General features: G+C 74.4%; 29 protein-coding genes. 10 read left to right on the top strand and 19 right to left on the bottom strand.

The annotated features are described in order from the left end of the window. Nucleotides 1-22 precede the first annotated feature (22 nt). From IRY44_RS16525 to IRY44_RS16515, 3 genes are read left to right on the top strand one after another with little or no spacing between them, the layout of a single operon-like run. Entirely contained in the window at nt 23-745 is a 723-nt protein-coding gene (locus IRY44_RS16525) for an ABC transporter ATP-binding protein (protein ID WP_194801250.1), read from the top strand. Further along, complete coding sequence (locus IRY44_RS16520; protein WP_194801249.1) at nt 742-1,497, top strand: ABC transporter permease; 756 nt, start codon at nt 742-744, stop codon at nt 1,495-1,497. The genes IRY44_RS16525 and IRY44_RS16520 overlap by 4 nt, the downstream gene beginning before the upstream one ends. Further along, complete coding sequence (locus tag IRY44_RS16515; protein WP_194801248.1) at nt 1,494-2,090, top strand: TetR family transcriptional regulator; 597 nt, start codon at nt 1,494-1,496, stop codon at nt 2,088-2,090. The genes IRY44_RS16520 and IRY44_RS16515 overlap by 4 nt, the downstream gene beginning before the upstream one ends. A gap of 16 nt (nt 2,091-2,106) precedes the next feature. On the opposite strand, the gene IRY44_RS16510 is transcribed toward IRY44_RS16515, so the two are convergent. Next, nucleotides 2,107-2,838: a DUF2470 domain-containing protein gene (locus IRY44_RS16510; RefSeq protein WP_194801247.1), complete on the bottom strand. Its 732-nt coding sequence runs from the start codon at nt 2,836-2,838 to the stop codon at nt 2,107-2,109. Nucleotides 2,839-2,905: 67 nt separating this feature from the next. Here IRY44_RS16510 and rpsD point away from each other — a divergent pair, with 67 nt between their 5' ends. Beyond that, the gene (gene rpsD, locus IRY44_RS16505; RefSeq protein WP_194801246.1) at nt 2,906-3,514 is read left to right on the top strand and encodes a 30S ribosomal protein S4; all 609 of its coding nucleotides are present in this window, start codon (nt 2,906-2,908) and stop codon (nt 3,512-3,514) included. A gap of 41 nt (nt 3,515-3,555) precedes the next feature. On the opposite strand, the gene IRY44_RS16500 is transcribed toward rpsD, so the two are convergent. Beyond that, nucleotides 3,556-5,346 (bottom strand): ABC transporter ATP-binding protein, encoded by a 1,791-nt coding sequence (locus IRY44_RS16500; RefSeq protein WP_194801245.1) that lies wholly within the window; start codon nt 5,344-5,346, stop codon nt 3,556-3,558. Continuing rightward, nucleotides 5,343-7,211: an ABC transporter ATP-binding protein gene (locus tag IRY44_RS16495; protein ID WP_194801244.1), complete on the bottom strand. Its 1,869-nt coding sequence runs from the start codon at nt 7,209-7,211 to the stop codon at nt 5,343-5,345. The genes IRY44_RS16500 and IRY44_RS16495 overlap by 4 nt, the downstream gene beginning before the upstream one ends. 193 nt (nt 7,212-7,404) lie before the next feature. Here IRY44_RS16495 and IRY44_RS16490 point away from each other — a divergent pair, with 193 nt between their 5' ends. The 3 genes from IRY44_RS16490 (at nt 7,405) to IRY44_RS16480 (ending at nt 11,079) form a co-directional block, all read left to right on the top strand. Further along, the gene (locus tag IRY44_RS16490) at nt 7,405-8,034 is read left to right on the top strand and encodes a TIGR03085 family metal-binding protein (protein ID WP_194801243.1); all 630 of its coding nucleotides are present in this window, start codon (nt 7,405-7,407) and stop codon (nt 8,032-8,034) included. 128 nt (nt 8,035-8,162) lie between these two features. Further along, a complete protein-coding gene (locus tag IRY44_RS16485) occupies nt 8,163-9,113 on the top strand; it encodes a terpene synthase (protein WP_194801242.1) in 951 nt (316 codons plus the stop codon). 139 nt (nt 9,114-9,252) lie between these two features. Next, entirely contained in the window at nt 9,253-11,079 is a 1,827-nt protein-coding gene (locus IRY44_RS16480) for a long-chain fatty acid--CoA ligase (RefSeq protein WP_194801241.1), read from the top strand. A gap of 63 nt (nt 11,080-11,142) precedes the next feature. Here IRY44_RS16480 and IRY44_RS16475 read toward each other — a convergent pair whose 3' ends face one another. Next, on the bottom strand, nt 11,143-12,414 hold the full coding sequence (locus tag IRY44_RS16475) for a low temperature requirement protein A (RefSeq protein ID WP_194801240.1): 1,272 nt from the start codon (nt 12,412-12,414) through the stop codon (nt 11,143-11,145). A gap of 111 nt (nt 12,415-12,525) precedes the next feature. After that, on the bottom strand, nt 12,526-13,977 hold the full coding sequence (locus IRY44_RS16470) for a PLP-dependent aminotransferase family protein (protein WP_135241258.1): 1,452 nt from the start codon (nt 13,975-13,977) through the stop codon (nt 12,526-12,528). A 59-nt stretch (nt 13,978-14,036) separates the two neighbouring features. Between IRY44_RS16470 and IRY44_RS16465 the strand changes: the two genes are divergently transcribed. Both IRY44_RS16465 and IRY44_RS16460 read left to right on the top strand, forming a co-directional pair. Continuing rightward, entirely contained in the window at nt 14,037-14,672 is a 636-nt protein-coding gene (locus tag IRY44_RS16465) for a YitT family protein (RefSeq protein WP_194801239.1), read from the top strand. Between the two features lie 116 nt (nt 14,673-14,788). Then, entirely contained in the window at nt 14,789-15,250 is a 462-nt protein-coding gene (locus tag IRY44_RS16460; protein WP_128137455.1) for a hypothetical protein, read from the top strand. Nucleotides 15,251-15,258: 8 nt separating this feature from the next. Here the strand turns inward: IRY44_RS16460 and hisF are convergent, their stop codons facing one another. From hisF to hisD, 12 genes are all read right to left on the bottom strand, one after another. After that, complete coding sequence (gene hisF / locus IRY44_RS16455) at nt 15,259-16,026, bottom strand: imidazole glycerol phosphate synthase subunit HisF (RefSeq protein WP_194801238.1); 768 nt, start codon at nt 16,024-16,026, stop codon at nt 15,259-15,261. Nucleotides 16,027-16,112: 86 nt separating this feature from the next. Next, the gene (locus tag IRY44_RS16450) at nt 16,113-17,114 is read right to left on the bottom strand and encodes an NADP-dependent oxidoreductase (protein ID WP_194801237.1); all 1,002 of its coding nucleotides are present in this window, start codon (nt 17,112-17,114) and stop codon (nt 16,113-16,115) included. After that, nucleotides 17,111-17,536, bottom strand: a complete 426-nt coding sequence (locus IRY44_RS16445) for an organic hydroperoxide resistance protein (protein WP_091045350.1) — start codon at nt 17,534-17,536, stop codon at nt 17,111-17,113. Before IRY44_RS16445 ends, IRY44_RS16450 begins: the two co-directional genes overlap by 4 nt. 1 nt (nt 17,537) lies before the next feature. Beyond that, the gene (locus tag IRY44_RS16440; protein WP_194801236.1) at nt 17,538-17,981 is read right to left on the bottom strand and encodes a MarR family winged helix-turn-helix transcriptional regulator; all 444 of its coding nucleotides are present in this window, start codon (nt 17,979-17,981) and stop codon (nt 17,538-17,540) included. Between the two features lie 82 nt (nt 17,982-18,063). Next, the gene (locus IRY44_RS16435; protein ID WP_194801235.1) at nt 18,064-18,480 is read right to left on the bottom strand and encodes a RidA family protein; all 417 of its coding nucleotides are present in this window, start codon (nt 18,478-18,480) and stop codon (nt 18,064-18,066) included. Beyond that, nucleotides 18,477-19,205: a bifunctional 1-(5-phosphoribosyl)-5-((5-phosphoribosylamino)methylideneamino)imidazole-4-carboxamide isomerase/phosphoribosylanthranilate isomerase PriA gene (priA, locus tag IRY44_RS16430; RefSeq protein ID WP_018785235.1), complete on the bottom strand. Its 729-nt coding sequence runs from the start codon at nt 19,203-19,205 to the stop codon at nt 18,477-18,479. Before priA ends, IRY44_RS16435 begins: the two co-directional genes overlap by 4 nt. A gap of 19 nt (nt 19,206-19,224) precedes the next feature. Next, the gene (locus tag IRY44_RS16425) at nt 19,225-19,545 is read right to left on the bottom strand and encodes a hypothetical protein (RefSeq protein WP_194801234.1); all 321 of its coding nucleotides are present in this window, start codon (nt 19,543-19,545) and stop codon (nt 19,225-19,227) included. Between the two features lie 31 nt (nt 19,546-19,576). Next, entirely contained in the window at nt 19,577-20,197 is a 621-nt protein-coding gene (gene hisH, locus IRY44_RS16420; protein ID WP_194801233.1) for an imidazole glycerol phosphate synthase subunit HisH, read from the bottom strand. Further along, complete coding sequence (locus tag IRY44_RS16415) at nt 20,197-20,364, bottom strand: hypothetical protein (RefSeq protein ID WP_167796924.1); 168 nt, start codon at nt 20,362-20,364, stop codon at nt 20,197-20,199. The genes hisH and IRY44_RS16415 overlap by 1 nt, the downstream gene beginning before the upstream one ends. Nucleotides 20,365-20,481: 117 nt before the next feature. Continuing rightward, complete coding sequence (hisB, locus tag IRY44_RS16410; protein WP_013287582.1) at nt 20,482-21,093, bottom strand: imidazoleglycerol-phosphate dehydratase HisB; 612 nt, start codon at nt 21,091-21,093, stop codon at nt 20,482-20,484. Next, complete coding sequence (locus tag IRY44_RS16405; protein ID WP_194801232.1) at nt 21,090-22,163, bottom strand: histidinol-phosphate transaminase; 1,074 nt, start codon at nt 22,161-22,163, stop codon at nt 21,090-21,092. Before IRY44_RS16405 ends, hisB begins: the two co-directional genes overlap by 4 nt. After that, on the bottom strand, nt 22,160-23,485 hold the full coding sequence (gene hisD, locus IRY44_RS16400; protein ID WP_194801231.1) for a histidinol dehydrogenase: 1,326 nt from the start codon (nt 23,483-23,485) through the stop codon (nt 22,160-22,162). The genes IRY44_RS16405 and hisD overlap by 4 nt, the downstream gene beginning before the upstream one ends. A 108-nt stretch (nt 23,486-23,593) precedes the next feature. On the opposite strand from hisD, the gene IRY44_RS16395 reads away from it, so the two are divergent. Then, a complete protein-coding gene (locus IRY44_RS16395; RefSeq protein ID WP_194801230.1) occupies nt 23,594-24,298 on the top strand; it encodes an LON peptidase substrate-binding domain-containing protein in 705 nt (234 codons plus the stop codon). On the opposite strand, the gene IRY44_RS16390 is transcribed toward IRY44_RS16395, so the two are convergent. Together IRY44_RS16390 and IRY44_RS16385 are read right to left on the bottom strand one after the other, a co-directional pair. Then, the gene (locus IRY44_RS16390) at nt 24,264-25,103 is read right to left on the bottom strand and encodes a DUF2567 domain-containing protein (RefSeq protein ID WP_194801229.1); all 840 of its coding nucleotides are present in this window, start codon (nt 25,101-25,103) and stop codon (nt 24,264-24,266) included. The genes IRY44_RS16395 and IRY44_RS16390 overlap by 35 nt on opposite strands. Nucleotides 25,104-25,151: 48 nt before the next feature. Then, nucleotides 25,152-26,681 (bottom strand): ATPase, encoded by a 1,530-nt coding sequence (locus tag IRY44_RS16385; RefSeq protein ID WP_194801228.1) that lies wholly within the window; start codon nt 26,679-26,681, stop codon nt 25,152-25,154. Nucleotides 26,682-26,811 lie beyond the last annotated feature (130 nt).

The following is a 26,811-nucleotide window of genomic DNA, read 5'->3' as shown; positions in this document are numbered from 1 at the left end:
TGATGAATTGATGGAGGCGAGCATGGACGACGCGGTGTCGGTCCGCGAGCTGGTGGTCGACCGGGGCGGACGGCGGGTGCTGCACGGCATCAGCTGCGCGGTGCCCCGGGGCACGGTGACCGGGTTGCTCGGGCCCAGCGGCAGCGGCAAGACCACGCTGATGCGCGCGGTGGTCGGCGTGCAGACGGTCGGCTCCGGTGCCGTCGACGTGCTCGGCCGCCCGGCCGGTTCGGCCGACCTGCGCCGCCGGGTGGGCTACCTGACCCAGGCGCCGAGCGTCTACGCCGACCTGACGGTGCGGGAGAACGCCCGCTACTTCGCGGTACTCCAGGGCCGGGGCCGCGCCGAGGCCGACCGTGCGGTGGCCGACGTCGGCCTCGCCGAGGCGGCCGACCAGCTCGTCGGCACGCTCTCCGGCGGTCAGCGCAGCCGCGCCTCGCTCGCCTGCGCGCTCGTCGGCGAACCGGAACTCGTCGTCCTCGACGAACCCACTGTCGGCCAGGACCCGGTGCTGCGGGCCGACCTGTGGGCCCGGTTCCACGCGATGGCCGCGAACGGCACCACGCTGCTGGTCTCCAGCCACGTGATGGACGAGGCCGCCCGCTGCGACCGGCTGCTGCTGATCCGCGAGGGCCGGCTGGTCGCCGACGACACCCCGGCCGCGGTCCGCGCCGCCACCGGGACCGACGACCTGGAAGAGGCGTTCCTGCGCCTGATCCGCGACGCCGAGGGAGAGGCGCGATGAACGGACGGATCCTGGCCGCCACCACCGGGCGCATCCTGCGCCAGCTCCGCCACGACCGGCGGACCGTGGCGCTGCTCGTCGTGGTGCCGTCGGTGCTGCTCACGCTCGTCTACTACATGTACGTCGACCAGCCCGCCCCGCCCGGCGGGCCGAGCACGTTCGACCGGGTGGCCCTGATCATGCTGGGCTTCTTCCCGTTCATCATCATGTTCCTCGTGACCAGCATCGCCATGCTCCGCGAGCGCACCACCGGCACGCTGGAGCGTCTGCTCACCACGCCGCTGGGCAAGCTCGACCTGCTGTTCGGGTACGGCATCGCGTTCGGCCTGGCCGGGGTGCTCCAGTCCACTGTCGCCTCGCTCGTCGCGTACCGGGTGTTCGGGCTGGAGACCGCGGGCAGCGCGTGGCTGGTCGTGCTGATCGCCGGGGTGAACGCGGTGCTCGCGGTGGCGCTCGGGTTGTTCTGCTCGGCGTTCGCCCGCACCGAGTTCCAGGCGGTCCAGTTCATGCCGGTGGTGGTGGCGCCGCAACTGCTGCTGTGCGGCCTGTTCGTGCCGCGCGACCAGATGGCCGGTTGGCTCCAGGCGATCAGCGACGCGCTGCCGCTGTCGTACGCGGTCGAGGCGTTGCAGGAGGTCGGCGCGCACGCCGAACCGACCGGGACGATGTGGCGGGACGTCGCGGTCGTGGCCGGGGCGGCGGTGGCGGCGCTGGTGCTGGCCGCCGCGACGCTGCGCCGGCGCAGCGGGTGAACGCGCGGCGCACCGGGCGGCGGCCCGGCACCCCGGACACCCGCGAGGCGATCCTCGCCGCGGCCCGGCAGGCGTTCGCCGAGCGCGGGTTCGACGCCGCGTCCATCCGGGCCATCGCTGCGGCGGCCGGCGTGGACCCGGCGCTCGTGCACCACTACTTCGGCGGCAAGGAGGTGCTGTTCCGCGCCGCGACGGCGTTCCCGGCCGACCCGGGCCGGCTGCTGCCGGCGGTGCTCGCCGGCGGCCCGGACGCGGCCGGCGAGCGGATGGTCCGGGTGTTCCTGGAGGTCTGGGACTCCCCCACCGGCACCGCCGCGGTGGCGCTGCTGCGCTCGGCCGTCAGCAACGACTGGACCGCGCGCCTGCTGCGCGAGTTCCTGGTCACGCAGGTGCTGCGGCGGGTGCTCGACCAGCTCGACGTCGACCCGGCGCAGCGCGCGCTGCGCGGCGGGCTGGTCGCCACGCAGCTCGCCGGGCTGGCCATGATGCGGTACGTGCTCCGCCTCGACGCGGTCGCCACCGCCGAGCCGGCGACGCTGGTGGCGGCCATCGGTCCCACGGTCCAGCGGTACCTCACCGGCGACATCACCTGAGACGCCCACACCCGGCTCAGGCCGCCGCCCGGGGGCACAGCATCGGGTGCAGCAGGCGGGACAGCTCCGCCACGTCGGCGACCGGCCGGGGGAAGGCGAGCCGGGCCCGCCGGGTCGCGCCGGGCCGCCCGTGCGCGACCAGCAGGCCGTACCTGTCGATCCGGACCACCCGCGGCACCTGGTCGCCGGTCAGGTCCAGCCGCCGCCGCAGGTAGTCGCCGACCTGCTCGGCGTGGTGGTCGGCCAGGTCCGCGAGGAGGTCGGCCTCGACCGGGTGCAGCGGGTCCGGCTCGGCCTCCGCGTACGCCTCGGGGTCGACCCGGCGCACGCGCCCGGCGCGTTCCCAGCGGGCCTCGGCCACCTCGAAGCGGTGCAGGTGGAACCGGCTGCCCACGTCGAGCAGGTCGCCGGTCGGGTCGGTGGCGGCGAAGTCGACTGCCGCGTCGCGGGCCTCGTCGCCGTCCAGCCGCGTCGCCCAGCCGGAGACCCAGGCCCGGCCGAGCGAGGGCGCCCCGGCCGCGGGCGGCAGGTCGAGCACGTCGAGCACGGTGGCCACGTCGGCGTCGCCCGCCGGCGGCACGAGCGCCGCGGCGAGGTCACTGACCACGGGTACGAGCAGCAGCACCCGCCCGTCCGGGTCGACGGCGTGCCGGACCTGGTGCGGGCCGGGGTGCCGGGCCAGGTGGACGAGGGCGGGCAACCGGCCCGCGACAAGGGTTCGCACGATCTCCGCCGGGCTGGGCCGCATGATCCCGACCTCCTCAATATAGGTTAGGCTTACCTAAGAAGCAGGCTAGACGATCGGAGACGTCGACGTGAACCACCCCCGGCCCAAGGCACGGCTCTCCCGCGCCCTCGGCATCCCGCTGACCCGCAAGTGCGTGCGGTACTTCGAGCGGCGCCCCTATCCCCCGGGCGTGCACGGCCGGTCCCGCCGCACCACCTCCGACTACCAGGTGCGGCTGCTGGAGAAGCAGCGGCTGCGCCACCAGTACAACGTCAGCGAGGCCCAGCTGCGCCGCCTGTTCGACGAGGCCGCCCGGGGCGCCGGCAAGACCGGCGAGACACTCGTCGCGCTGCTGGAGCGCCGCCTCGACGCGGTGGTGCTGCGGGCCGGGCTGGCGCGCAGCGTCTACCAGGCCCGCCAGCTCGTCGCACACGGCCACATCACAGTGGACGGGCGCAAGGTCGACCGGCCGTCGTACCGGCTGCGGCCCGGCCAGGTGGTCGGCGTACGCGAGCGCAGCCGCACGCTGCCGCCGTTCCAGCTCGCCGCCGCCGGGGCGCACGCCGACGCGCAGCCGCGGCCGTACCTGTCGGCGCAGCCGGCCGAGCTGCGCGCCACGCTGGTACGCGAACCGGCCCGGCACGAGGTGCCGGTGGTCTGCGACGAGCAGCTGGTGGTGGAGTTCTACTCGCGCTGACCGGTCACCGGGTCTGCTCCAACCCTGGTGGACCCGCAAGATCAGCGGGTCTGTTCCAACCAGGAGGCGTACAGCAGGGCGTACACCGAGTCGGCGTCGCGGACCAGCTCGTCGTGCGGGCCGCGCTGCACGATCCGGCCCCGGTCCACCACGATCACCTCGTCCGCCGCCTGCGCGGTGGACAGCCGGTGCGCGATGGCGAGCGTGGTCCGGCCCCGGGTCACCGCGTCCAGGGTCCGTTGCAGGCGGACCTCGGTGGCCGGGTCGACAGCGCTCGTCGCCTCGTCCAGCACCAGCAGGTCCGGGTCCGCGACGTACGCCCGGGCCAGCGCCACGAGCTGCCGCTCGCCGACGCTCAGCGCCTCCCCGCGCTCACCGACCGGCGTGTCCAGCCCGGACGGCAGCCCGTCCAGCCAGTCGGAGAGGCCCAGCTCGGCGAAGGCGGCGGTGAGCCGCTCGTCGGTCAGGTCGGGGCGGGCGAAGCGGACGTTCTCCCCGACCGTGGCTTCGAACAGGAAGCCGTCCTGCGGCACCATCACCACCCGGGAGCGCAGCGAGTCGAAGCGCACCTGCCGCAGGTCGACGCCGGAGAGCAGTACCGCGCCCTCGGTCGGGTCCATCAGCCGGGTGAGCAGCTTGGCGAACGTGGTCTTGCCGCTTCCGGTCTCGCCCACCACCGCCACCCGGCTCTTCGCCGGGATGTCCAGCGTCACGTCGTGCAGCACCGGCGGCCCGCCCGGATAGGCGAACGTCACGCCGGCGAACCGGGCGTCCAGCGGCCCGGACGGCAGCTCCCGGCCCTGCTCGCCCGGGTCGGCCACGTCCGGGGAGACGTCCAGCACGTCCAGCACCCGGCGCCAGCCGGCGATCGCGTTCTGCGCCTCGTTGAGCACCTCGGTGGCGATCTGCACCGGCTGGATGAACAGCGTGACCAGGAACAGGAACGCGGTGAGCTGGCCGATCGACAGCGTGCCGTCGACACCCAGGCTGACCCCGACCACCACCACGCCGGCCAGCGCCAGCCCGGCTGCCAGCTCCCCCACCGAGCTGCCCATGATGCTGATCCGGATGGCCCGCTGCTGGGCCACCCGCTGCCCGTCGATGGCCGTGTCCAGCCGCCGCGCGGTGCGCCCGGCGATGCCGTACGCCCGGATCACCGGCGCGCCCACCACGCTCTCGCCGATCGCGCCGAGCAGCGTGCCGGTGCGCTGCCGCACCAGCCCGTACGCCCCGGCGAGGCGGCGCTGCAACTGCCGGATCACCAGCACCGCGGGTGCGAACGCGACGAGCACCACGAGCGTCAACTGCCAGGAGTACGCGAGCATCACCGCTGTGGTCACCAGCAACTGGCCCAGGTTGACGATCAGGATCACGCCGCCCCACTGCAGGAACTGGGTGATCTGGTCGACGTCGCTGGTCACCCGGGAGACGAGCGAGCCGCGCCGCTCGGACTGCTGGTGCAGCATGGACAGGTCGTGCACGTGCCGGAACGCCCGGGTGCGCACCCCGGCCAGCGCGGTCTCGCTGACCGTGAACAGGCGGCGCATCATCAGGTAGCCGCAGGCGGTGGTGACCACCAGCACCCCGGCGGTGATCGCCACGGTGAGCGAGATGACGTTCAGGTCGAGCCCGCCGACGATGCCGTGGTCGATGCCGCGCTGCACCGCCACCGGCACGGCGACCCGGCCGATCATGTAGACCAGTGCCAGCGCCAGCGTGCCGGCGAGGCCGGTGCGCAACTCCGGGGAGAGCGCCAGCCCGCGCCGCAGCGTCTGCCAGGTCGACTCGGTGGTCTCTGTGGTCCCGGTGCTCTCCCCCGTGGCCGTACTCACCGCTCCACCTCCAGGCCGGAGGCCAGCGGCGTGACCTCGTCGTACGTCTGCTTCTGCTCGCGTTCCTGCTCGGCCTGCTCGTACGCGGTGACCAGGTCGGCGTAGCCGGGCACGGTGGTCAGCAGCTCGGTGTGGGTGCCGCGGGCCACCACCCGGCCCTGCTCCACGTAGATCACCTCGTCGGCGAGCGCGATGGTGGCCCGGCGGTACGCCACCACCAGGATCGACGCCGGGGCACCGCCATCGGTGGGCGCGCGCAGCCCGGCCAGGATGGCCGCCTCGACCCGCGGGTCGACGGCGCTGGTGGCGTCGTCGAGCACCAGCAGCCGGGGCCGCCCGGCGAGCGCCCGGGCCAGCGTGAGCCGCTGGCGCTGACCGCCGGACAGCGACGTGCCCCGCTCGCCGACCATCGTGTCCAGCCCGTCCGGCAGCGCGGCCACGAACCCGTCCGCCTCGGCGAGCCGCAGCGCCGCCCACACCTCGTCGTCGCCGATGCCGGCCCGGTCGAGCGCGATGTTGGCCCGGACCGTGTCGTCGAAGACGAACGGCACCTGCGCCACCAGCGCCACGTTGCCGGCGAGCGAGGCGGCGGTCAGCTCCCGCACGTCCACGCCGTCCAGCGTGACCCGCCCGGCGCCCGGGTCGACCAGGCGCACGGCGAGCGACGCGATCGTCGACTTGCCCGCGCCGGTGGGGCCGACCAGCGCGACCGTCTTCCCGGCGGGCACGGTGAACGTCACCTCGCCGAGCACCTTGGCACCGGGCAGGTGTGCCTCGGCCGGCTCGTACGCGAAGTGCACGTCGTCGAAGCCGAGCGTGGCCGGCTCGCGGGTGGCCGGGTCGAGCGTCGTGGTGCCGTACGGCATCTCACCTGTCGCGTCGAGCACCCGGCGGACCCGGTCCCAGCCGGCGACGCTGCGCGGCAGTTCGGCCAGCACCCAGCCGATGGCGCGTACCGGGAAGGCCAGCACGGTGAACAGGAACGCGACGCTGACCAGCTCGGTCACGCTGATCGCGCCCTGCCGCAGCCGGATCGCGCCGACCACCAGCACGGCGAGCGTGCCGAGGCTGGGCAGCGTCTCCAGCATCGGGTCGAACACGCCGCGCAGCCGGCCGACCGAGATCAGCGCGTCGCGCAGTTCACCGGCGCGGGACGCGAAGCGGGCCGTCTCCTGGGCCTCGCGGCCCATCGTCTTGACCACCAGCGCGCCGTCGAAGCTCTCGTGCGCGATGCCGCTGACCTCGGCCCGCAGACGCTGCGCCCGGGCCTGCCGGGGCGCCATCCGGCGGGAGTAGACGACGTTGAGCGCGAACAGCGCGGGGAACACCGCGAGGCCGACCAGGGCCAGCGCCCAGTCGGTGAAGAACAGCGAGGCCACCGCGCCGACGAGCATCACCAGCGTGCCGACCGCGAACGGCAGTGGGGCGATCGGGTACCAGGCCGCCTCCACGTCGGAGTTGGCGTTCGACAGCAGCGTGCCGGTGGAGTTGCGGTGGTGCCAGGAAAGCGGCAGGTCCAGGTAGCGGCGGGTGACCCGGCGGCGGTAGGCGGCCTGGAGCCGGTACTGCATGTATCCGGCGCCGAGCCGGCGGCCGAAGATGCCGACCACCCGCAGCACGCTGATGCCGAACAGCGCCGCCGCGGCGAGCGCCAGCGCCCCGCCGGCCACCTCGCCGCGCTCCACGGCCGGCACGACCACGTCGCCGACCACCGCGCCGACCACGTACGCGCTCGCGATCACCAGGAGGCCGAACAGCACGCTGCCGCTGACCGCGACCGCGAAGATCCGTGGCTGTTCCCGGATGGCCCGGCCGAGCACCCGCAGCCCTCTGCCGAGGACGTCCCGACTTGTCCCGCTCGCCACGCTCTCCCCCGCCGTAAGCCGCAGTTTTCTCCCCCATCCTTACCGCTCGGCGCCGACTCCGCCGACCCGGCCGGGATATGTCCGCCGTCACGTTCCCACCGGAGCTGCGCGGACGACGGCCGGGACCGATCCGGCGGCCGGATCCCGCCGGGCGTGGCGCGCCGATCGGCCGGGACCGGCCTACGATCGGGCCATGCCGCGGTACGCCCGAGCGGAGCGCGAGGCGCTCGCCGACCTGATGCTGGAACTGGGACCGGACGCACCGACTGTGAACGAGGGGTGGTCGACCCGTGACCTGGCGGCGCACCTGCTGGTGCGGGAGCGCCGGCCGGACGCGGCGGGCGGGATCCTGCTGCCGCCGTTGCGCGGCTACGGCGAGTCGGTCCGTAAGCGGGTCGCCGCCGGGCCGTACGCCGACCTGATCGCCCGGGTGCGCCGTCCCCCGGTGTGGAGCCCGGTGAGCAACCCGCTCACCGACGAACTGGCGAACGGGATGGAGTTCTTCATCCACCACGAGGACGTGCGGCGCGCCCGCCCGGGCTGGCACCCGCGTGACCTGCCGGCCGGGCAGCAGGCGGTGCTGTGGAAGCGGGTGTCCCTGCTGGCCCGGATGGCGCTGCGGCGGTTCCCGGCCGAGGTGCTGGTGCAGGCGCCGGGGTACGGCGAACTGCGGGCCGGCGCCGGCGGCGAACGGCTGCGGCTGGTCGGTGCGCCGGGCGAGCTGGTGCTGTTCCTCACCGGACGGCAGCGGGTGGCCCGGGTCCAGGTGGACGGTCCGGCCGACCGCGCCGAGCGCCTGCGCACCGCCGAGCTGGGTCTGTGACCGAGGTCGGGTAGCCACTCGCTCGCCGACAGTGGAAAGTGGACACCCGGACTTCGATAACGGTTACGAACTCCCGTACGCTCCTGCGCACCGGCCCGACCCCGCGGGGCGGCGGACAGGGGACGACGATGCGCGACTTCGCCCTCTCGGCACTGCACGAGCCGCCCTTTCCCTCCCGGCGCCACCCCGCCGTCGACGTGGCGGCCGCGGAGAGCGCCGCCTGGGTACGAGACTTCGGCCTGGTGAAGGACCAGGCCGGGCGCCGGCGCCTGGAAGGCGCGCACGCCGCGGAGCTGGCCGCACGCGCCTGCCCCGAGGCGTCGCCGTCCGGGCTGCGGATGCTCACCGACCTGATCAACTGGCTGTTCGTGGTGGACGACGCCTGCGACGACGACGGGCTCGGCGCGACGCCCACGCTGCTGGCGCCCACGCTGGCCGCGCTGCTGGCGGTGCTCGACCGGCACGGCGACCCGGAGGCGCCCGCACCCACCGAGGGCGGTCCGATCGCCCTCGCGCTGCACGACCTGTGCCGCCGGGCCCGCGACCGGGGCCGCCCGGCTCACCTGCTGCGCCTGGTCAGCCAGTTGCGGGAGTACCTGCTGGCGCTGCTCTGGGAGGCCGCCAACCGGGAGCGCCACCGGGTGCCGGGGGTGGCCGAGTACACGCAGATGCGCCGCCACACCGGCGGCGTGCGCCCCAGCTTCACGGTGACCGACCTGGCCCGCCCGTCCGCGCCCCGGGCCGACCAGCGGGTCGCGCCGGCGCTCACCGCGCTGGACGCGCTGGCCACGGACCTGGTCTGCTGGTGCAACGACCTGTTCTCCTACGGCAAGGAGCGGGGCGCCGCCCCGGAGGCGCACAACCTGGTCACCACGATCGCGGGCGAGACCGGTCGGGACGAGACGGCGGCGCTGTACGCGGCGGCGGACCGGTTCAACACGGCCCTCGCCACGTACGCGGAGCGGGACGCGGCGCTGAGCGCGGTGGCCGACGAGGGGATGCGGGTCTTCCTGGACACCCGCCGGGACTGGATCCGGGCCACCTACGACTGGTCCCGCGCGGCCGGCCGGTACGCCTGACCGGTTCCAGCAGGGCGGGACCGCCGGCGACTCGGCCGATCGGGGCTAGCCGCTGGCCGGGTGCACGCAATACCCTTCGGTAACCGCAGACCGGCGTGACCCCCGTCACGTCCCTCCACCCCTGAAGGCGGCTACAGCGATGGCTCTCGATGTACCGTACCGTTCCGTACCCGACATGTTCCTCAAGCGCGTGGCGGACTCCCCCGACCGGCACGCCTTCGCCCACCCCGCACCCGACGACTCGGGCCCGGTCTGGCTGACGTGGGAGCAGGTCGGGCAGCGCGCCAAGGCGATCGCCGCCGGGCTGCACGGGCTCGGTGTCGGCCTGGAGAACCCGGTGGCGATCCTGGCCAACACGCGCCTGGACTGGGTGCTCGCCGACTTCGGCATCATGTGCGCCGGTGGTGCCACCACCACCGTCTACCCCACCACCGAGCCCGAGGACGCGGTCTACATCATCGCCGACTCCGGCTCGAAGGTGCTGTTCGCGGAGAACCCGGCCCAGGCGGCGAAGATCGCCGGGGCGGACCTGCCCGCGCTGACCCACGTCGTGCTCTTCGACGGCACGCCCGACCCGGCGGCGGCCGTCCCGCAGCTCACCCTGGCCGAGCTGGAGGAACGCGGCGCCGCCGCGCTGAGCGCCGAGCCGGACCTGATCGACATGCTCGTCGCCGGCATCGGCCCGGACCACCTGGCCACGCTGATCTACACCTCGGGGACCACCGGCCGCCCGAAGGGCGTGGAGCTGCTGCACGGCGGCTGGTGCTGGGAGGGCGTGGCGCAGGCTGAGCTGGGCCTGCTGCGCGTCGACGACCTGCAGTACCTGTGGCTGCCGCTGTCGCACTCGTTCGGCAAGACGCTGCTCTGCGGCGCCACCCACGTCGGCCTGCCCACGTACGTCGACGGCCGGGTGGACAAGCTCGTCGACCTGCTCGGCGTGGTGCAGCCGACGCTCATGTGCGGCGCACCCCGGGTCTTCGAGAAGGTCTACAACAAGGCGGTCACCACCGCGCAGGGCGCGGGCGGGGCCAAGGCCAAGATCTTCGCCTGGGGCGTCGGGGTCGGCAAGGAGAAGGTCGCGCTGGAGCAGGCCGGCAAGCCGGTCCCGGCCGGGCTGCGGATGAAGTACGCGCTGGCCGAGAAGCTCGTGTTCAGCAAGCTCCAGGCCCGGCTCGGCGGCCGGATGCGGGTGCTGGTCTCCGGCGCGGCGCCGCTGAGCAAGGAGATCGCCACCTTCTTCGCCGCCGCCAACCTGCCCATCTCCGAGGGCTACGGCCTGACCGAGACCAGCGCCGGCGCGTTCGTGAACCCGCCCGACGGGCTGAAGATCGGCAGCGTGGGCCGGGCCATGGGCGACCTGGAGTGCCGGATCGACACCGACGGTGAGGTCCTGCTGCGCGGCAAGCCGGTCATGCGCGGCTACCACAACCTGCCCGAGGAGACCGCCGCGGCGTTCACCGAGGACGGCTTCTTCCGCACCGGTGACATCGGCACGCTCGACGCCGACGGCTACCTGCGCATCACCGACCGGAAGAAGGACCTGGTCAAGACGTCCGGCGGCAAGTACGTGGCGCCGTCGCACATCGAGGGCATGTTCAAGGCGGTGTGCCCGTACACCTCGCAGGCGGTGGTGATCGGGCAGGCGCGCAACTACTGCACCATGCTCGTCACGCTGGACCCGGACGCGATCAAGGGCTGGGCCGCCGGCACCCCGTTGGAGGGCAGCGACTACACCACGATCGTCACCTCGCCGCAGGCGCGGGAGATGGTCGAGGCGTACGTGGCCGAGCTGAACGCCAAGCTCAACCGCTGGGAGACGATCAAGAAGGTGGCCATCCTCCCCCGTGACCTGACCATCGAGGACGGCGAGGTCACGCCGTCGCTGAAGATCAAGCGCCGCAGCGTGGAGACGAACTTCGCCTCCGAGATCGACAAGATGTACGAGGGCACGCTCGCCGAGCTGTGACCCGCACCGCCGTACGGTCGCGCCGGCCGTGCCCCACCGTCCCGGGGCACGGCCGCGTGCCGTTCACAGATGCTGCTGCCGCCAGTGGCTCTGCTCGGCCTCGGCGGCGATCTGCTCCTCCAGCGCGAGCTGGCGTACCCGGCGCCGGTGGCCGTCCTCGGAGCGCGTCTCCCAGGCGACACCGGCGCCGGTGATCACCGCGAGCACGCCGAGCGCGATCAGCTCCGGGACACGGAAGACGAACGGGCCGACGACCGCCAGCGCCACCACAGTGAGCAGCAGCGGCCGGTGCACCTCGCGCAGCGCGAGCCACCAGCACCCGGCGAGGCTGAGCAGGTGCAACGCCACCCCGCCGAACAGGATCGCGCCCCAGAAGTCGCCCAGCGGCAGTCCCCAGGAAGGCGTGTTCGGGTCGGCGGCCTCGGCCAGCAGGTCCTTGAGGCCGAGCGCGTAGAGGATGATTCCGGCCACCATCGGCAGGTGCATGAACGTGTACACGTCGCGCGTCATCCGGACCCGGGTGGCCTCGTCCCGGGCGTGGTGCAGCGCCTGCTCCATCGCGAAGGCGAGCGTGTCGAAGTAGGCCCACCACAGCGCCGCGACGACCACGATGCCGAGCAGCGCCGACACCGCCACCGGCCCGGTCAGCGGCAGCCCGTGCTTCGGACCGAAGCCGAGCGCGATGATCGACTCACCGAGCGCGACCAGCACGATCAGCGCGTGCCGTTCGGCCCAGTGCCCGGCGGAGACCACCACCCACCACTGGCGGGCGAGCGTCACGCCGCCGATGTACTCGACGAGCAGCGCCAGCGTCCAGAGCGCCAGTTGCAACGGGATCGCGAACCGCTCCTGCGGCAGCCGCGTCGGCACGGTTCCGGCGATCACCAGCAGCACCGTGGCGGCGGCCGGGAACGCGGCGCGCAGCAGCAGCCGGCGGTGCCGGACCGGGTCGGCCCGGTCCACCCAGCCGAAGACGGTGAGCTGGGCCATCCGGATCACGAAGTAGCAGCCGGCGAAGACCAGCGGGCCGGGCAACCCGCCGGGGAGGTCCTCGAACGCGCTGGGCTCGCTGAGCACCAGCAGGAACGTCGCCGCCACGGTGACGAAGCCGACCAGCGGCAGCACGCCCTGGTCGGCGCGGAAGAAGTTGCCCATCCGGGCGAAGCCGGTCCACGACCACCAGAGCAGCGCCAGCACCAGCAGGAAGCGGTAGAGGTTGGCCGGCGTGAGCTCCGAGGCGGTGAGCGTGGTGACGTTCAGGAACGCGAAGACGAAGACCAGATCGTAGAAGAGCTCCAGCCGGGTGGTGCGGGATCCCGGGGCGGCGGACCGCACGCTCCACGACCGCCGGACTCCCCTCCCGTTCCCCACCCGGGCAGTCTGCGGGCACGGGCCGTCCCGCAGCCGCCGTTCGGCCCATTCACCACCGGAACGGGCACCGCCCGCTCAGGCGATGACGCTCGGCTCCCGCCACTGCGGCCGGCTGGTCCGGTCCAGGTCGTAGCGGACCGCCGCGAGTCGGCCCACCGCCTCCACCAGCTCGTCGGCGGGCAGCGTGAAGGGCAGCCGCAGGAAACGCTCCAGCGTCCCGTCCAGGCCGAACCGGGGTCCGGGCGCCAGCCGTACGCCGACCTCCTCGGCCGCCCGGGCCAGCGCGCTGGAGATCGGCCCGTCCAGCTCGGCCCAGAGCGTGACGCCGCCGCTCGGCACCCGTACCCGCCAGTCGGGCAGCCGGTCGGCGAGCGCCGCGACCAGGGCGTCCCGCTGGGCGACGAGCTGGGCCCGGCGGGCGGCCACGATGGCCGGCGCCTCGGTGAGCAGGTGCACGGCGACGAGCTGGTCGAGCACCGGGCTGGCCATGTCCACCCCGACCCGGGCCGCGGCCAGCCGCTGGACCTGGGGCGCGGAGGCGCGGACCCAGCCGATCCGCAGCCCGCCCCAGTAGGGCTTGCTCATGCCGCCGATGCTGATCACCCGGGAGTGCCTGTCGAAGACGGCCACCGGCGGCGGCAGCGTGGTGTCGTCCAGCGGCAGGTCGACGAAGGACTCGTCGACCACCAGGTCGGTGCCGGCCGCGTGGGCCGTGCCGACCAGCCGCTCGCGCAGGTCGGCGGCCATCAGGTGGCCGGTCGGGTTCTGGAACTCGGGGATCACGTACGCGAGCTTCGGCCGGGTCTGCCGGAGGCTGCCGAGCAGCAGTTCGGCGTCCCAGCCCTCGTCGGACAGGCCGTGGGTGGCGATCCGGGCCCGGCGGGCGGACAGCGCGGCCAACGCGTTGGGGTAGGTGGGCGACTCGACGAGCACGCCGCCGCCGGGCGACAGGGCCAGCCGCAGCACCAGGTCCAGCGCGTGCTGGGTGCCGCTGGTGACCATGATCTGCTCCGGGCTGGTGGGCAGTCCCCGGTCGGTGTACGCGCGGGCCACCGCCTCGCGTAGCTCGATGATGCCGGTCGGGTGGTAGCCGGCGCCGCCGAGGTAGCGGGGCAGGTCCTCGGCCGCGGCCCGGGCGGCCGGGACGAGCTGCGGGGGCGCGGACAGCGCGGCCACGCCGAGGTCGATCATGTCACGGTCGTCCAGCGGCGTCCACAGCCCGGTGCTGGCCACCCGGTGCCCGCCGGGCAGCATGGTCCAGCTTCCCGCTCCCCGGCGGCTGGCCAGGTGGCCGCTCTCCCGCAGTTCCCGGTACGCGGCGGTGACTGTGGTCCGGCTGATCCGCAGCGCTTCGGCCAGTTCCCGCTCGGCCGGCAGGCGTACCCCGAGTGGGAGCCGCCCGTCGGCGAGCAAGCCGCGGACGGCGCCGGCGAGCGCGGCGTAGTCGGGGCTGCGCCGGCGGCCCGGCAGGGCGTGCCACTGGCCGAGGAGCCGCGCCAATTGGACACCGCGCACCTGACTGGTCATAGCCACACCCCCGAAATTGGCACGCTTGAGGTCCACGATTGGCCCCTAGGGTGGCATGCATGGCACAGCTTGGCAATCTCCGGCACCGGCCGGCGCGACGGCTCACCCAGCTCTACGCCGGGCTGGTCCTCTACGGCGTGAGCATGGCGCTGATGATCCGCTCGGAGCTGGGGCTGGACCCGTGGGACGTGTTCCACCAGGGGCTGGCCCGGCAGACCGGCCTGTCCTTCGGGACCGTCACCATCGCCGTCGGCGCCCTCGTACTGCTGCTCTGGATCCCGCTGCGGCAGCGGCCCGGCCTCGGCACGGTCAGCAACGTCGTGGTGATCGGACTGGTCGTCGACGCCACCCTGGCCGTGCTGCCGCCCGGGGAGGACATGCCGGTCCGGGTCGCGCTGCTCGTCGCCGGGATCGTCGCCAACGGGGCCGCCACCGGCCTCTACCTGGGCGCCGGGCTCGGCCCCGGCCCACGCGACGGGCTGATGACCGGCTTCGTCGCCCGCCACCCCCGGTTCTCGGTCCGGCTGGTCCGCACCGTCATCGAGGTCACCGTGCTGGCGCTCGGCTGGCTGCTCGGCGGCACCGTCGGCCTCGGCACCGTGGCGTACGCGCTGACCATCGGCCCGCTGGCCCAGTTCTTCATCCCGGTCTTCGCGCTGCCCGCAAGGCCGGCGGCCGGTGCCTACGCTACGTGAGCGCAGTCGGGCCGACCGCCACGGACCGGTTCGATCCGCAACGCGCTGAGCTGCGACGACGCACAACAGGGAAACCAGGTGTTTCCTCTGCCGTCGCGGCCGGGCATCATTCCTGCATGGGGGAGAACGGATGGCGTTGGAGCGACGCCTGGATCTTCGTCGCGCTTGTCATCGCCAGTGGCGCCGGCCGGCACCGGCGGGCCGCCGCCACACGTCGCCCCGAAGGCGTACGGCTGGCCGACGTCCTCTCCACCGCCGACCACCTCAACCAGGCCATCCCGGAACGGCACGAGGTGGAGGGCGCGGTCCGGCGGCTGGTCGGGGCGGGCCTGGTCAGCGTCGCCGACGGCTGGTTCCGGGTCACCCCGGACGGTGAGCGGCTCTGGCGCACCCGGCCCAGCGCCGGGCTCGGCACCACAGTGGACACGGTGCAGGGCGTGCTGACCCGGCGGCACCCGCCCGCCGAGTCCGAGTGGCAGCTCGCAGAGGACGACCACGCCGCCGCCGTGCAGGAGTACGTGGTCCGGTCGATCCCGATGCCGCGCCGCTCCCCCGAGGGGCACTCCGGCCGGCAGTGAGCGCCGGCTCAGCGCACCGGGTGCCCGGCGCCGCGCAGCGCGTCCTTGACCTCGCCGACCGTCAGTTCGCCGAAGTGGAAGACGCTCGCCGCGAGCACCGCGTCCGCCCCGGCGCCGACGGCCGGCGGGAAGTGGGCCACAGCGCCCGCGCCGCCGCTGGCGATCACCGGCACGTCGACCACCTCGCGGACCGCCTGGATCAGCGGCAGGTCGAACCCGGCCTTGGTGCCGTCGGCGTCCATCGAGTTGAGCAGGATCTCGCCCGCGCCCAGTTCGGCGCCGCGCGCCGCCCACTCGACCGCGTCCAGCCCGGTGCCCCGGCGGCCGCCGTGCGTGGTCACCTCGAAGCCGCTCGGGGTCGTGCCGTCCGGCGCGCGGCGCACGTCGAGCGAGAGCACCAGGACCTGCCGGCCGAACCGGTCGGCGATCTCGGCGATCAGCTCCGGCCGGGCGATGGCGGCGGTGTTCACGCCGACCTTGTCCGCCCCGGCGCGCAGCAGCGTGTCGACGTCGGCGACCCGGCGGACGCCGCCGCCGACGGTGAGCGGGATGAAGACCGACTCGGCGGTGCGCCGCACCACGTCGAGCATGGTGCCCCGGTCGCTGGACGAGGCGGTGACGTCGAGGAAGGTCAGCTCGTCCGCGCCGGCCCGGTCGTACGCCGCCGCCAGCTCCACCGGGTCGCCGGCGTCGCGCAGGTCGAGGAAGTTGACCCCCTTGACCACGCGCCCGGCGTCCACGTCCAGACACGGGATGACCCGTACCGCCACCGTCATGCCCCGAGCCTAACGAACGCGCGGGCGGTGGTGACCCGCCGGTGAGGCCGGTCACCACCGCCCGCTGTGGTGCGCGCTCGCGCCGGTCAGAGACGGACCAGCATCTTGCCGAGGTTCTCGCCGCGCAGCAGGCCGAGGAACGCCTCCGGGGCCTGCTCGATGCCGTCGACGATCGTCTCGTCGTACGACAGCCGGCCCTCGCGCAGCCAGCCCGCGACCTCCTGCACGAACTGCTCCCGCAGGTGACCGTGGTCACCGACGAGGAAGCCGCGCAGCGTCAGCCGCTTGCCGATCACCAGCGCCAGGTTGCGCGGCGCGGCGGGCGGCTCGGTGGCGTTGTACTGCGCGATCATGCCGCAGATGGCGGCCCGGCCGTGCAGGTTCATCGCCCCGATCGCGGCCTCCAGGTGGTCGCCGCCGACGTTGTCGAAGTACACGTCGACGCCGTCCGGGGCGGCGGCCCGCAGCTGCTTGGACACCGGGCCGTCGTGGTAGTCGAAGGCGGCGTCGAAGCCCAGCGCGGTGAGCCGTTCCACCTTCGCCGCGGAGCCGGCGCTGCCGATCACCCGGCCGGCGCCGCGCAGCTTCGCGATCTGGCCGACCATGCTGCCGACCGCACCGGCCGCGCCGGAGACGAACACCGTCTCCCCCGGCTTCATCGCCGCCACGTCCAGCAACCCGGCGTACGCGGTCAGCCCGGTCATGCCGAGCACGCCCAGGTACGCGGTGACCGGCGCCAGGCCGGGATCGACCTTGCGTACGCCCTTGGCGTCCACCAGCGCGTACTCGCGCCAGCCGAGCCCGTGCAGCACGGTGTCGCCGGGCTTGACGCCACCGGCCTCGCCGGCCACGACCTCACCGATCGCGCCGCCGTCCAGCGGGGCGTCGAGCGCGAACGGCGGCACGTACGACTTGACGTCGTTCATCCGCCCGCGCATGTACGGGTCGACGGACATGAACCGGTTGCGGACCACCACCTGTCCCGGGCCCGGGGTCGGCACCTCGGTGGTGACCAGCCGGAAGTTCTCCGGCGTCGGCCAGCCCTGCGGCCGGGACGCCAGATGGATCTCCCGGTTCGTCCCGCTCATCGGGCCTCGCGGACCGTGCGGGTCACCTCGACGTTGCCACGGGTCGCGTTCGAGTAGGGGCAGACCTGGTGGGCCGCGTCGACGAGCTGCTCGGCGGCCGCGCGCTCGACCGCGGGCAGGTCCACCACGAGCGTCACAGCCAGGCCGTAACCGCCGCTGCCGTTCGGGCCGATGCCCACCTCGGCCTCGACGACGGAGCCGGAGACGTCCGCCTTGGCCTGGCGGGCCACCACGCGCAGCGCGGAGTGGAAGCAGGCCGCGTAGCCGGCCGCGAAGAGCTGCTCCGGGTTGGCCGCGCCACCGGCGCCACCCATCTCCTTCGGTACGGCGAGGTCCAGCTCGACCGTGCCGTCGGAGGTCCGGACGTGACCGTCGCGGCCGTCGCCGGTGGCGCGGGCGGAGGCGGTGTAGAGCACCTGCATGTCACTGCTCCTTCTGTCGGTGGATCGTCTCGGTGACCCGGGTGAGGATGCCGTGGAGGAAGACCAGCTCCTCCTCGGAGAGCCCGGTGGCGGTGGCCACCCGGCGCGGCACGTCACCCATCCGCTCCCGCAGCGCCCGGCCCCGGTCGGTGAGGCCCACCTCGACCCGGCGCTCATCCGCCGCCGATCGGGTACGCACCACCAGGCCGGCCGCCTCCAGCCGCTTGAGCAGCGGGGAGAGCGTGCCGGAGTCGAGCCGGAGCGCGGCGCCGAGCTCGGAGACCGTGGGGGCGTCGTCGTGCTCCCAGAGCACCAGCAGCACCAGGTACTGCGGGTAGGTCAGGCCGTGCTCGTCGAGGATGGGCCGGTAGACGTCGGTCAGGGCGCGCGACGCCGCGTAGAGGGCGAAGCACACCTGCCGGCGAAGTACCAGATCATCGGTCACGCCCAGAACGGTAGCGCGCAATTAAGTTGTGCACAACTTATCGGGCCGTGGAACGGTGCGGCGCCGGTCACCCGGGCACCGGTCAGCGCTCCGGGAGGTACGCCTCCAGCTCGACCTCGACCAGGAGATCCGGGTCGATCAGCCCGGCCACCACCACCATCGTGGCGACCGGGCGCACCGGGCCGAACACCGCGTTGTGCGCCCGGCCCACCTCGTCGGCGAAGATCCGGTCCGTCACGTACATCCGGGTCCGCACCACGTCCCCCGGCCCGGCGCCGACCTCGGCCAGCGCGTCCAGGCCGATCCGGATCGCCTGCGCGGTCTGCGCCGCCGCGTCACCGGCGTGCGCCACTCGGCCGTCCACAGTGGAGGTGCAGCCGGCCGTGATCGCCAGCGAACCCGCCCGGACCACCCGCGAGTAGCCGTAGAGCGCCTCCCACGGGCCGCCCGAGCCGAGCCGGGTCACCACCCCGGCGTCGGGGGACGGCTCGGCCGTCACGCGCCGGCCCGCAGCGTCGCCAGCGCCTCGGCGACTGTGAACGCGCCTGCGTAGAGCGCCTTGCCGGCGATCACGCCCTCCACCCCCACCGGCTCCAGCGTGGCGAGCGCCCGCAGGTCGTCAAGCGTGGACACACCACCGGAGGCGATCACCGGGGCGTCGGTGCGGGCGCACACCTCGCGCAGCAGATCCAGGTTCGGCCCGCGCATCGTGCCGTCCTTGGTGATGTCGGTGACCACGTACCGCGCCGCGCCCGCGGCGTCGAGCCGGGCCAGCACCTCGTACAGGTCACCGCCGTCGCGGGTCCAGCCGCGCGCCGACAGGGTACGGCCGCGCACGTCCAGCCCGATCGCCACCCGGTCGCCGTACTCGCCGCAGATCCGGTCGCACCACTGCGGGTCCTCCAGCGCGGCGGTGCCGATGTTGACCCGGGCCGCTCCGGTGCCGAGCGCCGCCCGCAGCGACTCGTCGTCGCGGATACCGCCGGACAGCTCCACCTTCACGTCCAGCTTGCCGACCACCTCGGCGAGCAGCGCGGCGTTGGAGCCCCGCCCGAACGCGGCGTCCAGGTCGACCAGGTGGATCCACTCCGCGCCGTCGGACTGCCAGGCCAGAGCCGCGTCCAGCGGGTCGCCGTACGCGGTCTCGCTACCGGCGGCGCCCTGCACGAGCCGGACGGCCTGGCCGTCGGCGACGTCCACGGCGGGCAACAGGGTGAGGCTCAACGCTTCTCTCCTCGGATCCTCAACGACGGTCCAGCGCGATCACCACGATCGCGGGCAGGACCAGCAACAACAACGCGACCAGCACCAGCCGCAGTGCGAGGTCGTCCACCAGAGTCCAGATGGCCACCACCGCCACGGCGGTGAGCACCAGGATCGTCGCCCGCTCGCGGCGGGTGTGCCGGCGCAGCCGCCCGGTACGGCCACGCCGCAGCGACGGCGTCAACCGGCGTACCAGGGAACGACGCCGCTCCCGGCGTGCCACCCGGCGGGCGCGGACGGCGCGCGCCCGCTCCTGCTCGGCCTCGCGCGCCGCGCGACGGCGGGCCCGCTCCTTGCTCACGCGGACGCCCGCGTGCCCGGCAGCGGGCCGGTCACAGCGTGCCGAGCCAGTTACGCAGCAACGCGGCCCCGGCGTCGGCCGACTTCTCCGGGTGGAACTGCGCGGCCGAGAGCGGCCCCCGCTCCACCGCCGCGACGAAGTCCGCACCGTGGTGCGCGGTGGTCACCGTGGCACCCGCCTCCGCCAGCGCCGCCGGGTCGGTCACCCCGTAGGAGTGGACGAAGTAGAACCGCGTGCCCTCGGGCAGCCCGGCGAACAACGCCGAGCCGGCCGGCGGGCGCACGGTGTTCCAGCCCATGTGCGGCAACCGCCGCGCGGGCAGCCGGGTCACGCCGCCCGGCAGCAGCCCGAGCCCCTTGGTGACCACCCCGTGCTCCTCGCCGTGCCCGAAGAGGATCTGCATGCCGACGCAGATGCCCAGCACCGGCCGCCCGGCGGCGACCCGGTCGGCGATGACCGGCCCGGCGCCCAGCGCCTCGATCCCGGCCATGCACGCGGCGAACGCGCCGACGCCCGGCACCACCAGGCCGTCGGCGGACGCGGCGGCGTCCAGGTCGTCGGTGACTGTCACGTCGGCACCGGCCCGCGCCACCGCGCGCTCGGCCGACCGCAGGTTGCCCGAGCCGTAGTCGAGCACCACCACCCGTGCCATCAGCTCTCCCCCGGCAGCAGCCAGAGCACGCCGGCGGCGGTCGCCAGCAGGGCCAGCAGGCCGGTGATCACCACGGCCGCGCGGGGCGCGCCCTGCTTGAGCAGCGACCACGTCCCGCCGACCAACAGGCCGGCCACGATCAACAGAAGAGTGGGCAGCACCTTCATCAGAGCCGCCTTTCATTCGCGACTGCGGGACTCCGCTGCGCTGCGTTCCTCGCGCTCATCAGAGCCGCCTTTCATTCGCGACTGCGGGACTCCGCTGCGCTGCGTTCCTCGCGCTCATCAGAGAGCGCCCTTCGTGGACGGCACCACGCCCGCGTTACGCGGGTCGATCGCGGTGGCCTCGCGCAGCGCGCGGGAGACGGCCTTGAACTGCGCCTCGACCACGTGGTGGGCGTCCGGGTGGCCGCCGGGCCGGGCCGCGCGCAGCACGTCCACGTGCAGCGTGATCCGGGCCGACTGACCGAACGACTCCCAGATGTGCCGGGTCATGCTCGTCGGGTAGACCGGCCCGATGTACGGGGCCAGCGCCGGCTCGTCGTGTACCACGTACGGGCGGCCGGACAGGTCGACGGCGGCGCGGACCAGCACCTCGTCCATCGGGACGGTGGCCGAGCCGTACCGCCGGATGCCGGCCTTGTCGCCCAGCGCCCGGTCGAACGCGGCGCCCAGCGCGAGCGCGGTGTCCTCCATCGTGTGGTGCGCGTCGATCTCCAGGTCGCCGACGGTGTGCACGGTCAGGTCGAAGCCGCCGTGCCGGGCGATCTGGTTGAGCATGTGGTCGTAGAAGCCGACGCCGGTCTCGATGTCGGCCTTGCCGGTGCCGTCGAGGTCGATCTCGACGAGCACCTTCGTCTCGTTTGTGACCCGCTCGATCCGGGCGATCCGGCTCATGAAACTGTCTCCATCGCGGTGAGGAAGGCGTCGGTCTCGGTCGGGGTTCCGGCGGTGACGCGCAGCCAGCCGGGCAGGCCGACGTCGCGCACCAGCACGCCGGCATCGAGCAGGGTACGCCAGGCCACCGCCTGGTCCCCCTCGACGGCGAACAGCACGAAGTTGGCGTCGCTGTCAGCCACGCGGTGGCCCCGGGCGCGCAGCTCGGCGACGATCCGGTCCCGCTGCTCCATGATCGCGGTCACGGTGCCGAGCAGGGCGTCGCGGTGCGCCAGCGCCGCGCGGGCGGCGGCCTGGGTGAGCGCGGACAGGTGGTACGGCAGCCGGACCAACTGCACCGCGTCCACCACCGCCGGGTCGGCGGCCAGGTAGCCGAGCCGGCCGCCGGCGAACCCGAACGCCTTGCTCATGGTGCGGGTCACCACCAGCCGCGGGTGGCCGGGCAGCACGGCGAGCGCACTCACCGTGCCGGGCCGGGCGAACTCGGCGTACGCCTCGTCGACGATCACCATGCCGGGCGCCTCGTCCAGCACGGCGGCGACCACCGCCGGGTCGAGCGCGGTGCCGGTCGGGTTGTTCGGCGAGCAGAGGAACACCACGTCCGGCCGGTGCTCGCGGACCTGGGCCACCGCCTCGCCGGCGGTGAGACCGAAGTCCGCGCCGCGCCGGGCGGGCACCCACCGGGTGCCGGTGCCGAGCGCCAGCAGCGGGTGCATCGAGTACGCCGGGGTGAAGCCGAGCGCGGTACGCCCGGGACCGGCGAACGCCTGGAGCAGCTGCTGCTGGATCTCGTTGGAGCCGTTCGCCGCCCACACGTGGTCGGCGGTGAGCCCGTGTCCCAGGTACGCGGCGAGGTCGGCGCGCAGCGCCACCGCGTCCCGGTCCGGGTAGCGGTTGAGGTCGCGCAGCTCGGCGGCGACCGCCTTGCCGATCGCCTCCACCACCGGCTCGGGCACCGGGTAGGAGTTCTCGTTGGTGTTCAGCCGCACCGGCACGTCGAGCTGCGGCGCCCCGTACGGCGTCCGCCCGCGCAGGTCGTCGCGGATCGGCAGGTCGTCGAGCGTGGTCACGACGCGCCGCCCTCGCCGAACCGGACGCTGACCGCCTGGCCGTGTGCGGGCAGGTCCTCCACGGTCGCCAGCGTGACCACGTGCGGCGCCACCTCGCGCAGCGCGTCCTGCGTGTATTCGACCAGGTGCACGCCGCGCAGGAACGACTGCACGGACAGCCCGGAGGAGTGCCGCGCGCAGCCGCCGGTGGGCAGCACGTGGTTGGAGCCCGCGCAGTAGTCGCCGAGCGACACCGGCGACCAGGCGCCCACGAACACCGCACCGGCGTTGCGCACCCGCAGCGCCCACTCCCGGGCGTTCTCGGTCTGGATCTCCAGGTGCTCGGCCGCGTACGCGTCGACCACCCGCAGACCCGCCTCCAGGTCGTCGACCAGGACCACGCCGCTCTGCTCGCCGCGCAGCGCGGTGCCGATCCGCTCGGCGTGCTTGGCCGCCGGCGCCTGCCGGGCCAGCTCCGCGTCGACCGCATCGGCCAGCGCGGTGGACGGGGTGACCAGCACGCTCGCCGCGAGGGGGTCGTGCTCGGCCTGGCTGATCAGGTCGGCGGCCACGTGCGCCGGGTCGGCGGTGTCGTCGGCCAGGATCGCGATCTCGGTCGGGCCGGCCTCGGCATCGATGCCGACCACGCCGCGCAGCAGCCGCTTCGCGGCGGTGACCCAGATGTTGCCCGGGCCGGTGATCATGTCGACCGGCTCGCAGCGCTCGTCGCCGGCCGGGTCGACGCCCGCGCCGTACGCGAGCATGGCGACCGCCTGGGCGCCGCCGACCGCGTACACCTCGTCCACGCCGAGCAGCGCGCAGGCCGCCAGGACCCGGCGGTCCGGCAGGCCGTCGTTGTCCTTCTGCGGCGGGCTCACCACCACCAGGGAGCGCACCCCGGCCGCCTGGGCCGGGACCACGTTCATCACCACCGTCGACGGGTACATGGCCAGGCCGCCGGGGACGTACAGACCGACCCGGTCGACCGGCACCCACCGCTCGGTCACCGTGCCACCCGGCACCACGGTCGTGGTGTGGTCGGTACGCCGCTGGTCGGCGTGGACCTTGCGGGCCCGGGTGATCGACTCCAGCAGCGCGGCGCGGACCTGCGGGTCCAGCTCGTCCTCGGCGGCGCGGATCGTCTCGACCGGCACCCGCAGCCGCTCCGGCGAGACGCCGTCGAACCGTTCGCTCGCCTCCCGGATCGCCGGGTACCCATGGTCCCGGACCGCCTCCACGAGCGGGCGGATCCGCTCGACCGCCACGGAGACGTCGAGCTGGGCACGGGGCAGCAGGCGGCGCGGGTCACGGTTCCCGCCGCGCAGGTCGATCCGATTCAGCACGCCTGCGAGTCTAGGCCGCCGCCGGTGTCGCCGGCCGGGCCCGCCCGCACGCCGGGACGGTGAGCCGGGACACGCGCGGGCGGGCGGGTTGGCGATACGCTCGATCACGTGAGCGCACGGCTGCCGGTGTTCCCGCTCGGGACCGTCCTCTTCCCCGGGCTGGTCCTTCCGCTGCACATCTTCGAGGAGCGCTACAAGGCGCTGGTGCGCCACCTCGTGGGGCTGCCCGAGGGCGTGCCGCGCGAGTTCGGCGTGGTGGCGATCCAGGCCGGCTGGGAGGTCGCGCCGGCCGGGCCGCCGGGTCGTTCCGGGCCGGCCGGCGGCGACGTCACGCTGCACGAGGTCGGCTGCACCGCCGAGCTGCGGCAGGTCACCGAGCTGGCCGACGGCGGCTTCGACATCGTCACGGTCGGGCGGCGGCGGTTCCGGGTCGCCGAGGTGGACGCCTCCGCCACGCCGTACCTGACCGCCGAGGTGGAGTGGCTGCCGGAGCCGGACGGCCCGGACGAGGTCTCCGACCTGCTGGCGGCCCGGGTGATCTCGGTGTTCCGGCAATATCTCGGCCTGATCCGGCCGGACCAGCAGGAGATCACCGAGCAGCTGCCGGAGGATCCGACGGTCCTGTCGCACCTGGTCGCCGCGACCGCCGCGCTGACCGTCGCCGACCGGCAGCGGCTGCTCGCCGCCGACGACACGGCCGGGCGGCTACGCGCCGAGCTGCGCCTGCTCAACCGGGAGACGGCGTTGCTGCGGCAGGTGCGCGCGGTGCCGGTGCCGCTCAGCGAGCTGGCTGGTCCCCCGGCGCCGAACTGAACCCGGGCGGGGGCGGCGGCCAGGCCGCGTCGGGCTCCGGCTCCGGCCGCAGTGACGGCCACCGCGACCAGCCCGCCAGCAGCGTGTACGTGACGGCGGCGCCGAACGCGGCGAGCAGCAGGTTCCCGTGCGGCACCGGCAGCGGGCCGTACCAGTCGACGCCGCCGGCGCGCAGGTCGACGGGCTTGGTGAAGGCGGTGCCCGGCGGCGCGGTGTCCACCAGCCGCTGGAACGTCGACAGCCCGATCCGGCGGCCGACCTGCCAGGCCACCACCGCCGCGCCGAGACCGCCGAGCGTCACCGCGAGCAGGCCGGCCGGGCCGCGCCGACGCCGCAGCAGCACCCACAGGGCGATCGCGGCGAGCACGCCGAAGCCGAGCGTCAGGAGGCTGAACCAGCCGTCCGCGGCGATCGGCTGCTCCGGCTGCGTGGTCGCGTAGACCGTGCCGGCGGGGGTCTGCCGGACCGGGGTGGCGGGCGCCGCCCACGCCCACAGCAGGCCCAGTGGCGCGCCGAGCGCGGTGAGCAGCGCGATCACGCCGAGCGCGGTGAGCAGCGGGCGGCGGGACCGGTCGACGCCGGCGCCGGGCAGTTCCGCCACCACGCCCGGGTATCCGGCGAGCGGGTCGGCGCCGGGCGCGGTGACCGGCGTGCCGGTGGGTACCGGCAGGCCGCCGGGCCAGCCGGGCGGCTGAGCGTGCTCGGGCCACACGTCGCCGCCGGGCCGCGGGGCCTCGCCGGTACGCGCGTCGGTGCCGTCGGTGCGCTCGCGCGCCCGCTCGGGCTCAGGGGTGTCCGGACTCACCCGTTGATCCTCTCAGGCCCGGGCACGGCGCGGGGCGGTGGTCGCCGCTCAGCGCGCGAACGGTTCCAGCATCACCGCTGCCGCCTTAAGCCAGGCGTTGCGGGTCTCGGCCTGGAGCTGGTGGTACTCGATCGAGGAGCCGGTCTCCAGCGCCGGGTCGTAGGGCACCACGGCGACCGCCCGGGTCCGGGTGGCGAAGTGCCGTTCCAGGTCGTCCTGCAACGAGGTACGCCCCGGCGTCGGGCAGGAGATCAGCGTGACCGCGTTGTCGGCCAGCTCGCCCATGCCCACCTCGTGCAGCAGGTCGAGCATCCAGTCCGCGCTGAACGCCGCGTCCTCGCGCGGCACGGTGGTCACCACGAGCTGGTCGGCGGCCTGCATGACGGTGCGCCAGTTCGGGCTCTCCACGTTGTTGCCGGTGTCCACGCAGACCACCTCGTGGGTGCGGCGCAGCAGCTCCAGCACCCGCTTGACGGTGAACTGGTCGAGCCGCTGCGCGAAGCGCGGGCTCTCCTCGCCGGCCAGTACGTCGTACGAGCCGTCGGAGGCGTGCCGCAGGTAGTCGTCGAGGTGCGACAGCAGCGTGTTGCCCTCGAGGATCTCGATCTGCGCCAGGTCGTGGATCAGGTGCCGGATGGTACGGGCGTGCCGGGCGCTGCCGGCCCGCAGACCGAGCGTGCCGCGCAGCTCGTTGTCGTCCCAGGCGAGCACGCCGCGTCCGCGCACGCTGCCCACCGTCGCGGCGGCGAGCACCGTCGCCGTGGTCTTGTGCACCCCGCCCTTGGGGTTGGCGAAGGCGAGCACCCGCGGGGTGCCCAGCTCGCGCCGCAGCACGCTGGTCGCCCGTTCCAGTTCCGGGTCCGGCTCCGGGGCGCGCCACTGCACCTGGGCCGCGTCGACCCGGCCGGAGCGGCCGTCCAGCGGGCGGCGGGGCGCGGGCACCACCGGCTCCGGGGCGGGCGGCGTGTCCGGCCGGTAGCGGCCCCGGTCGAGCAGCGCGTAGCGGGACTCGGGCGGGGGCGGCGCGGGCCGATAGCCGCCGTCCAGAAGGGAGTACCGGGACTCGGCCGGCGCCTCGGCCCGGCCGCGCGGCTCCGGACGGGCCGGGTCGGGCCGCCAGGACGGCTCCGGGCGCGGCTCGGCGGTGAGGGGCTGCTCGGGCGCGAACGACGGGTCGGCGCGCCAGGACGGGTCGGGCGGGTAGGGCTGCCCGGCGCGCCAGGACGGCTCCGGATCGCTGCGGTAGGCCGGTTCGGCCCGGTACGCGGGCTCGCCGTCGTGCCGGGGATCGGCGCGGAAGGCCGGGTCGACCCGGAACGTGGCCTCGGCCCGGTAGCCGGGCTCGGCGCCGTACGACCCGTCGGGGGCGCGGCCGACGGCGGTGGCGCGCCCGGTCCACCCGGCGCCCGCGCCACGACGGGGCAGCGGGTCGGGCGGCGGCGCCGGTTGCTCCTCGACGTGCCGGTCGGCGTCGGCGTGCTCCGCGCCGCGACCGCCGAGCCGGGCCCGGTCGAGCAGCGCCCGCCACCGCGGTGCCGGCTCGCCCTGCCGACCCCAGCCGGTCTCGCTGCCGTCCAAGGATTCGCCCTCCCCCAGCCCATCGATCTCCGCCTGACAGGCTACGAACGAAACCCTATTCGGACCACTCCCCGCGCCGCACATCGCCCGGTGGTCCGCCGCACCGTGGGATCGGCCGGGTCGCCGCGTA

Origin of the sequence: Micromonospora sp. ANENR4 (assembly GCF_015354395.1) — a bacterium.
Lineage (GTDB): Bacteria > Actinomycetota > Actinomycetes > Mycobacteriales > Micromonosporaceae > Micromonospora > Micromonospora aurantiaca.
Note: the sequence above shows the minus strand (reverse complement) of the source record. Positions and strands in the feature narration are given on the sequence as shown.